At 60.3% G+C, this 4,739-nt stretch carries 5 protein-coding genes; 1 reads left to right on the top strand and 4 read right to left on the bottom strand.

What is annotated here, in order from left to right; genetic code table 11:
• The first annotated feature begins 272 nt into the window (after nucleotides 1–272).
• Nucleotides 273–713: a hypothetical protein gene (locus ABYO54_RS14195; RefSeq protein ID WP_372808905.1), complete on the top strand. Its 441-nt coding sequence runs from the start codon at nucleotides 273–275 to the stop codon at nucleotides 711–713.
• Nucleotide 714: 1 nt separating this feature from the next.
• Here the strand turns inward: ABYO54_RS14195 and ABYO54_RS14190 are convergent, their stop codons facing one another.
• The 4 genes from ABYO54_RS14190 to sucC all read right to left on the bottom strand — a co-directional run bounded on the left by ABYO54_RS14190 (nucleotide 715) and on the right by sucC (nucleotide 4,710).
• Entirely contained in the window at nucleotides 715–1,221 is a 507-nt protein-coding gene (locus ABYO54_RS14190; RefSeq protein WP_372808904.1) for a hypothetical protein, read from the bottom strand.
• Nucleotides 1,222–1,300: 79 nt separating this feature from the next.
• The gene (locus ABYO54_RS14185) at nucleotides 1,301–2,587 is read right to left on the bottom strand and encodes a citrate synthase (RefSeq protein WP_372808903.1); all 1,287 of its coding nucleotides are present in this window, start codon (nucleotides 2,585–2,587) and stop codon (nucleotides 1,301–1,303) included.
• Complete coding sequence (gene sucD, locus ABYO54_RS14180; RefSeq protein WP_372808902.1) at nucleotides 2,584–3,486, bottom strand: succinate--CoA ligase subunit alpha; 903 nt, start codon at nucleotides 3,484–3,486, stop codon at nucleotides 2,584–2,586. The genes ABYO54_RS14185 and sucD overlap by 4 nt, the downstream gene beginning before the upstream one ends.
• Before the next feature lie 45 nt (nucleotides 3,487–3,531).
• Nucleotides 3,532–4,710, bottom strand: a complete 1,179-nt coding sequence (sucC, locus tag ABYO54_RS14175; protein WP_372808901.1) for an ADP-forming succinate--CoA ligase subunit beta — start codon at nucleotides 4,708–4,710, stop codon at nucleotides 3,532–3,534.
• Nucleotides 4,711–4,739: the final 29 nt, after the last annotated feature.

Below are 4,739 nucleotides of genomic sequence, written 5' to 3'. Positions count from 1 at the left end.
GTCGATGATGAAATGGACGATGTGGTCGTCGCGCACCCAGTCGCGCATATCGGGCGGCATGAGCATCGGGGTGCTGCGGTCGAGGTGCTTGAGTCGTGCGGCCATGGCTTCCTTTTGCCTAAGATAGGCATAGACTGGCACAGACTCGTTAACATGGAAATACATTCGCAACTTAAATCTAAGCCCGACAGGCTGCTAGGGGAACGGATTCCATAGCGACAACCGAGACGGGCCGCGGATCGTCTCCCTATTCCGAACGATGGAGACGATGAATGATGCGCTGTAAACATTGTTGGACCAAAGCCGACCCGCAGAACGGGCAATGCCCTGTTTGCGGGATTGTTCCGGACAAACCCAATGGTGACCTTTCCGCTGCGGAAAAGAAGGCGCAACGATACGCCCGGGCCATCTTGCTGCTGGCCGGACTGCACGCGCTTGGGGCGCTGGCCGTCCTGGTTGCATTCATCAATATGCCGGGAAGCATACTCGGGCGAGCTTGCGCCCTTCTTGCCGCGATAAGCGCCACGCTGGCCGTTGGATTCCTCCGCTATGCGCTATGGGCCTATCGCCTGGCCGTGGTGCTCTATTTTCTGCTCGGCATGGTGAACGTGATTTCCATCAACCTTGGCGGGATTCTCGTCTCCCTCATCGCGCTCTATCTCGTTGGGAACGGCACCTCGAAGGCCATTTTCGAACGAAGGTTGCCGGAATAGATTAAAATCTTCGGCTGTCGTAGGCCCAGTGCAGCAAGGCTTGGCGCTGCTTCGGGCGGCAGGAAAGATCGCCGCGCGCGCAGTTTTTCACGATCTGGGCCATGTGGCGCGTCATGGCGCGCCAGCGCTTGATCTGCCGCTCGTCGTCTTCGTGCCGCCGCCCCATATAGTAGCGGCAATACCACTGGAACCAACCGCGCGGATCGTCGGGGTGAATCCAATCTTTCTCCTCCCAATAGCTCAACGGTTTGGAAGCGTTGACCCCGAAATAGTTGAGCTTCGGATCATGGCGATCGGGACACAGCTTCGCCTTGGCGAACCACGAAGCCGGGAACTCGTCGCGGCAGTCGGTCATATACTTGCCGCCAAAAATGCCCATCTCCAGCATCTGCTTCGGCGTCAGCTCGGGATCGAAATCCGGATGGAAATTACGGCCGGCCGGTTCGGTCAGCAGGTAGTTGTATCCCTGCTGCATTTTATCGTTAACGATGATTTCTCTTGGGTTCATTTTTTTTACAGACGAGCGCAAAGATCGCGGAGCATGACCGCCCCTCTTTTTGCGCTCTTCGCGACCTTCTGTTGAATGCCTATCGCTGATCCATCGGAACATAGCGACGCAGCGTTTGGCCCGTGTAGATTTGGCGCGGACGACTGATGCGCAAACTCTGCTCGTGCATTTCCCGCCAGTTGGCGATCCAGCCGGGCATGCGGCCAATCGCGAAAAGGACGGTGAACATGTTGACCGGAATGCCGATCGCGCGCAACAGGATGCCGCTGTAAAAGTCGACGTTCGGGTAGAGGTTGCGCTCCTTGAAATAGTCCTCGGAACGCGCCATCTCTTCGAGCTCGTAGGCGATGTCGAGCAGCGGGTCGGTGACGTTCAACGCCTTGAGCACGCTGTCGACCTGCCCCTTCAGGATCTTGGCCCGCGGATCGAAGCTCTTGTAGACGCGGTGACCGAAGCCCATCAGCTTTTCCGGCGAGTCTTTGTCCTTGGCCTTTTCCACGAAGTCGCGCGGCTTGATGCCGTCTTGGTGGATATGCGTCAGCATCTTGATCACCTCGCAGTTGGCGCCGCCATGCAGCGGTCCCCACAGCGCGCCGACGCCGGCCGAGACCGCGCTGAACAGGCTGGCGTGCGAGCTGCCGACCATGCGGACGGTGGAGGTCGAGCAGTTCTGTTCATGGTCGGCGTGCAGGATCAGGAAAAGATCCAACGCGCGCTCCACCTCCGGCAGCGGTTCATACATGTCGAACGTCTGCGAGAACATCATGTGCAGGAAGTTGCCGCCATAGCCCAGATCCGGGCGCGGCGGCATGAACGGTTTGCCCTCCGAGGTGCGGTAGGCCCAGGCGGCGATCGCGCGCACCTTGGAAATAATCTTGGTCGCCGGCTCCGTGAACTTCGGCCCTTCGGTCGCGGTGGTCAGCAGCTCGGTGTTGTAGCACGAAAGGATGTTGAGCATCGCCGAAAGCACCGCCATCGGGGGCGCATTGTCCGGGAAGCCTTCGAAGTGGCTCTTCATGCCGTAATGCAGATAGGCCTCTTGCTTGATCCCGGACTCGAAGGCAACGAGCTCGTCCTTGCTCGGCAGGTGGCCGTACAGCACCAGGAACGCGGTTTCCATGAAGGTCGACTTTTCGGCCAGTTCCTCAATCGCATACCCACGGTACTGCAAAATCCCCTTCTCGCCGTTGATGAAGGTGATCTCGGAGGTGCAGGATCCCGTGTTGCCGTAGCCGGGGTCCAGCGTGATCATGCCGGTCTTTGCCCGCAGCTGGGTGATGTCGATCCCCACTTCGCCTTCGGTTCCGGTAAGGGTATCCAGCTCCAGTTCTTTTCCGTCGTATTTCAGAATTGCTTTATTGCTCATAACTCAACTCCTATCTCTATATGATGCTTCAACACGGCCTTCACCGTTCGCCCAATATCCGCCGGGGACTCGACCACGTGCACGCCGCACTCGGCCATCAGCTTTTTCTTCGCGGCGGCCGACTCGTCCGCCCCCGACACGATCGCGCCCGCGTGCCCCATGCGGCGGCCCGGAGGCGCGGTCTGCCCCGCGATATATCCAACCACGGGTTTGCTGACGGTCGACTTCGCAAACTTGGCCGCGTCGATTTCCATCGAGCCGCCGATCTCGCCGATCATCACGATCGCGTCGGTGTCCGGATCGTTTTCGAACATTTCGAGCAGGTCGGTCATGGTGGTTCCGATGATCGGGTCGCCGCCGATGCCGATGCAGGTCGATTGGCCAAAGCCTTCCTTGACCAGCTGGTCGACCGCTTCGTAGGTCAACGTGCCGGATTTGGAAATCACCCCGATGCGGCCCTCCTTGGCGATGAAGCCCGGCATGATGCCGACCTTCGCCTGGCCGGGCGTGAGGACGCCCGGGCAGTTGGGGCCAATGAAGCGCGAGCCCGTTTGCTCGACAAACGCCTTCACCTCCACCATCTGCGCCACCGGAATGCCTTCCGTGATGCAAACGATCAGCTCGATCCCCGCCGCGGCGGCCTCCATGATCGCATCGGCCGCGAACGGCGGCGGCACGAAGATGAGCGAGACATTGGCACCGACTTCCCGGCGCGCTTCGGCGCAGCTGTCGAACACGGGCACCTGACCGTCGAGCGCGGTTTGCCCGCCCTTGCCCGGCGTCACGCCGCCCACCACGTTGCCGCCGTATTCCAGGCACTGCCCCGCATGGAAGCCGCCCTCCGACCCCGTGATCCCCTGCACGATAATCCTTGAATTCCTATCGACTAAAATCGCCATAATTCAATCCTGTCTTTTTCAACCGTCCATTCGTGCTCTTCGTGGCTAACTATCTCCTGCGGCTTCCACCGCTTTGATTGCGGCGTCTTCGAAGGAGTCCGCCGAAATGAGATCCACGCCCGACTCCGCCAGCAGCTTCTTCGCCACCTCGGCGTTGGTTCCGGCGAGGCGCACCACGACCGGCACGTTCAAATTCAACTCCTTGACCGCTTCGATGATGCCGTTGGCGATGCGGTCGCAACGGACGATCCCGCCGAAGATATTGATCAGCACCGCCTTCACGTTCGGATCCGAAAGAATGATCCGGAAGCCGTTCTTCACCGTCTCGACGTTCGCGCCGCCACCGACATCGAGAAAGTTGGCGGGCGATCCGCCGCGCTGTTTGATGATGTCCATCGTCGCCATCGCCAGCCCGGCGCCGTTGACCATGCAGCCGACGTTGCCGTCGAGCTTGATGTAGTTGAGGTTGAATTTGCCGGCCTCCACTTCCGCCGGGTCCTCTTCGTCGAGGTCGCGCATTTCCGCAACATCCTTGTGCAGATAGAGCGCGTTGTCGTCGAAGTTGATCTTGGCGTCGAGCGCAACCAGTTCCCGCTGCTCCGTGACCACCAGCGGATTGATCTCGACGATCGAGCAGTCCAACGCGCGGTAGAGCGCGTAGAGTTTTTGGAACATGCCGACGGCCTGCTTGGCGGCGTTGCCTTCGAGCCCGAGCGCCGCGGCAAGATGCCGCGCCTGGAAGGGGCGTAGCCCGAAGCCCGGCACCACCCATTCCTTCACGATCTTTTCGGGCGCGGTTCGGGCAACCTCTTCGATCTCCATGCCGCCCTCGGACGAAACCATGAACACATCCATCCCCCGGGCGCGGTCGAGCGTGATCGCCGCATAGAATTCCTGGGCGATGTCGAGCGCCTGCGCCACCATCACCTTCTTGACCAGCCGCCCTTCGGCCCCGGTCTGGTGCGTGACCAGCGTCATGCCCAGAATGCTTTCGATGTGTTCAAGCGCACTCGCGCGGTCGGCCGCGAACTTGACGCCGCCGCCCCTGCCGCGGCCGCCGGCATGCACCTGCGCCTTGACGACGAACTGCTCCGTCGAATACGCCTGGGCCACCTGCGCAACCGCCGCCTCGGCCTGCGCCGGATCGTCGATGGTCATGCCATCCTGAATCGGAATGCCGTAGCTTTTCAGCAGCTCCTTGGCTTGGTATTCATGTATTTTCATTCGATTCCTTTTTTGCAACGAGTTCGACG

Source organism: Pontiella sp. (genome assembly GCF_041622395.1).
In the GTDB taxonomy this organism is placed as follows: domain Bacteria; phylum Verrucomicrobiota; class Kiritimatiellia; order Kiritimatiellales; family Pontiellaceae; genus Pontiella.
Note: the sequence above shows the minus strand (reverse complement) of the source record. Positions and strands in the feature narration are given on the sequence as shown.

Bases quoted from the DNA above. Each gene is read 5' to 3' on its own strand.
- sucC (WP_372808901.1), bottom strand. From the start codon at position 4,710: ATGAAAATACATGAATACCAAGCCAAGGAGCTGCTGAAAAGCTACGGC.
- sucD (WP_372808902.1), bottom strand. From the start codon at position 3,486: ATGGCGATTTTAGTCGATAGGAATTCAAGGATTATCGTGCAGGGGATC.
- ABYO54_RS14195 (WP_372808905.1), top strand. From the start codon at position 273: ATGATGCGCTGTAAACATTGTTGGACCAAAGCCGACCCGCAGAACGGG.
- ABYO54_RS14185 (WP_372808903.1), bottom strand. From the start codon at position 2,587: ATGAGCAATAAAGCAATTCTGAAATACGACGGAAAAGAACTGGAGCTG.
- ABYO54_RS14190 (WP_372808904.1), bottom strand. From the start codon at position 1,221: ATGAACCCAAGAGAAATCATCGTTAACGATAAAATGCAGCAGGGATAC.